The 2949-nt window shown below is 65.4% G+C and carries 3 protein-coding genes; 1 reads left to right on the top strand and 2 read right to left on the bottom strand.

Annotation, left to right across the window (positions count from 1 at the left end; genetic code table 11):
* Window positions 1–1009, bottom strand: a 1009-nt coding sequence (locus VGD20_RS05275) for a magnesium transporter (RefSeq protein WP_331133442.1), incomplete at its 3' end; no start/stop codon positions are given.
* Window positions 1010–1174: 165 nt separating this feature from the next.
* Here VGD20_RS05275 and VGD20_RS05270 point away from each other — a divergent pair.
* Window positions 1175–1624 (top strand): peptidylprolyl isomerase, encoded by a 450-nt coding sequence (locus VGD20_RS05270; RefSeq protein ID WP_331133441.1) that lies wholly within the window; start codon window positions 1175–1177, stop codon window positions 1622–1624.
* Window positions 1625–1656: 32 nt separating this feature from the next.
* Here the strand turns inward: VGD20_RS05270 and VGD20_RS05265 are convergent, their stop codons facing one another.
* Window positions 1657–2790: a nitronate monooxygenase gene (locus tag VGD20_RS05265; RefSeq protein ID WP_331133440.1), complete on the bottom strand. Its 1134-nt coding sequence runs from the start codon at window positions 2788–2790 to the stop codon at window positions 1657–1659.
* Window positions 2791–2949: the final 159 nt, after the last annotated feature.

The following is a 2949-nucleotide window of genomic DNA, read 5'->3' as shown; positions in this document are numbered from 1 at the left end:
AAAATCCGACGATCGAGGACGCCAGCAGCGCGGTGCCAAGGTTCGCGACCAGCCAGCGCACACGCGCGCTGTAGGTTTCGCGGATCGGTTCGTTGATGTCGCCATCGCCGGCACCCGACAGGCGGAGGATATCTTCGCCCGCCTCTTCCTGGATAATATGGACGACATCGTCGACCGTGATCATCCCGACGAGCCGCCCGCCCTTGTCGACGACGGCCGCGGAGATCAGCGCATATTTCTGAAAGCGCAGCGCGACCTCTTCCTGGTCCATGTCGACCGGGATCAGCGTCTGCTCGCGCTTCATCACGTCGCTGATCGCGATATCGCGCGGGGTGCGAAGGATCCAGCTCAATTGGCAGGTGCCGACCGGGCGATGCATCGGGTCGACGACGTAGATTTCCCAGAAATCGCTCGTGAGGTCGGTATCCTCGCGCAGCCGGTCGATGACGTCGCCGACGGTGACATGTTCGGCCACCGCGACGAGGTCGCGCTGCATCAGGCGCCCGGCCGATTCCTCCGGGAAGGAGAGCGCGTCCTCGATCGCGGCGCGATCTTCGGGCTCCATCGCCTGGAGGACGGCCTGCTGCTCATCCTCCTCCATATCCTCGATGATCGCGACGGCGTCGTCGGTATCGAGTTCGGAAGCGAGTTCGGCCACTTGCTCCGGCGCGAGCAGATCGATCAGTTCTTCGCGAACATAATCGTTCATTTCCGCCAATACGTCGGCCGAGAGCATGTCGCCGAGCACGGCGGCGAGCATCGGGCGCTCGTCGGCGCGCGCCAGTTCGAACAGGTCGGCGATGTCGGCGGGATGGAGGCGGCCGACCCGTTCGCGCGCGGCTTCGCTCTCGCCGGCCTCGGCCAGCTCGATCACGTCGCGGACGAATTCGGGCTTCAACCGGTCGTCTTCGTCGAGCTCGGTTTCGATTTCGCGGGGCGGTGGCGCGCGGTCGCGGTCATCGGCGGTGACGACATCTTCGAGCGGCGGGGAATCGTCGCGTTTATCCATCGCGGTCCTCCCTCTTCATGTGGCGCTGGTCGCCACGGGCCGAGCCTTCCCCTAGTGCGGGTGCCGCCCGATGGCAACGCCGTGCAGCCTTCGCGTGTATTTAATGCGTGGCTTTGGCCCTTTGCCCCGCTATGGGACCGCCAACCAAAACGCAGGAGTTTCAGCATGTCCGACCAGACCCTCACGCTTTCGCTTTCCACCGGCGACGTCGTCATTCGCCTCCGTCCCGACCTCGCGCCGCAGCATGTCGAGCGTATCGCGGGCCTCGCGAGCGAAGGTTTCTACGATGGCGTCGTGTTCCACCGCGTGATCCCGGGCTTCATGGCGCAGGGCGGCGATCCGACGGGTACCGGGATGGGCGGCAGCCAGCTCCCCGATCTGCCGCAGGAATTCAGCAGCGAACCGCATGTGCGCGGCGTCTGCTCGATGGCGCGCGCGCAGAACCCGAACAGCGCGAACAGCCAGTTCTTCATCTGCTTCGACGACGCGCGTTTCCTCGACAATCAGTACACCGTGTGGGGCGAAGTGATCGAAGGCATGGAAAATGTCGACGCGCTGCCCAAGGGCGAGCCGCCGCGCGAGCCCGGCAAGATCGTCAAGGCGACCGTCAGCTGATTTCAGAAAATCCCCGCTTCGGCGGGGATTTTTTACTCGTCGATAAAGCTGTTGAGCCGTTCGCAGGCGGTGACCCAGTCTTCCTTGAACTGCTGGACAACCTGGCCGGCGCCCATTGCCTCGTTCATCAGGCCCACGCCCTGACCGACCCAATAGGTCGCGAGCGTCCTGGCGCCTTCGTGACCGCCTTCGGACAATTTATCGACCTTGCGCAGCGCGGGCTCGCTGACCAGCGACTGGAGCGGCATCGGCAGCGGTTTGGGCGCGCCTTCGGCTTCCCACGCGTCGGTCCATGGCGAGCGGAGCTGGCGCGACGGTTTGCCGGTGCGGCTTTTCGAACGCACGGTGTCGCGCGATGACGCCGCGAGCATCTTTTCCTTCACGACGGGGTTGGTTTCCGCCTCCGCGGTGGTCAGCCACACCGATCCGGTCCAGGCGCCGTGGGCACCCATCGCCATCGCGGCCGCCATCTGCCGTCCGGTGACGATGCCCCCGGCCGCCAGGATCGGCGTGTTCGCGCCCACCGCTTCGACGGCGGCGGCGACTTCGGGCACCAGCACCATCGTCGCGACTTCGCCGCAATGGCCGCCCGCTTCGCCGCCCGCGACGACCAGGATGTCGACCCCGGCACGGACCTGCGCCAGTGCGTGGTCACGGGTGCCGACAAGAGCGGCGACCGGCACATCATGGCGCTTGCCGAGTTCGAGCATCAGCGGCGGGGGAACGCCGAGTGCATTGGCGATCAGCGCGATCGGGTGACGGAAGGCCACTTCGAGCAGGCGCGCGGCGCCGTCGTCGCTCATATTGTCGCCAAGGCTGCTGCGCACCGCGCCGGGGAGGGCGAGGTCGCTCCCGTCGACGCCATGTTTTTCCAGCAGGCCGGCGATGAAGGTCTTGTGTTCGTCGGGAATGGAAGGGGGTTCGCGCCGAACCTCGCCCTTGCCGGCGAAGCTGTTGGGAACGATCAGGTCGACGCCATAGGGTTTCCCGCCGATATGGGCGTCGATCCATGCCAGCTCTTCCTCGAGCCGTTCGGGCGGTAGCGAGGCGGCACCAAATACACCCATGCCGCCTGCCTTCGAAACCGCGACGACGACGTCGCGGCAGTGCGAGAAGGCGAGGAGGGGGAATTCGATGCCGAGCATCGCGCAGATGGGGGATTGCATGGGGACCTCTCCGTTCGTGTATTTGGCGTATGTCAGCGCCAGTTGACGTAAACGTCAAGTTGATTTGCTCGGTGGGCGGATTATCGCGGTCGGCATGACCCAGTTCTTGCTCCCCGATTTCGACCTCGATGCCTTTGTCCGCGCCACTTTGGCCGAGGA

It is taken from the genome of Sphingopyxis sp., assembly GCF_036402335.1.
Lineage (GTDB): Bacteria > Pseudomonadota > Alphaproteobacteria > Sphingomonadales > Sphingomonadaceae > Sphingopyxis.
This window is presented reverse-complemented; position numbering and strand designations above follow the sequence as displayed.

Bases quoted from the DNA above. Each gene is read 5' to 3' on its own strand.
- VGD20_RS05265 (WP_331133440.1), bottom strand. From the start codon at position 2,790: ATGCAATCCCCCATCTGCGCGATGCTCGGCATCGAATTCCCCCTCCTC.
- VGD20_RS05270 (WP_331133441.1), top strand. From the start codon at position 1,175: ATGTCCGACCAGACCCTCACGCTTTCGCTTTCCACCGGCGACGTCGTC.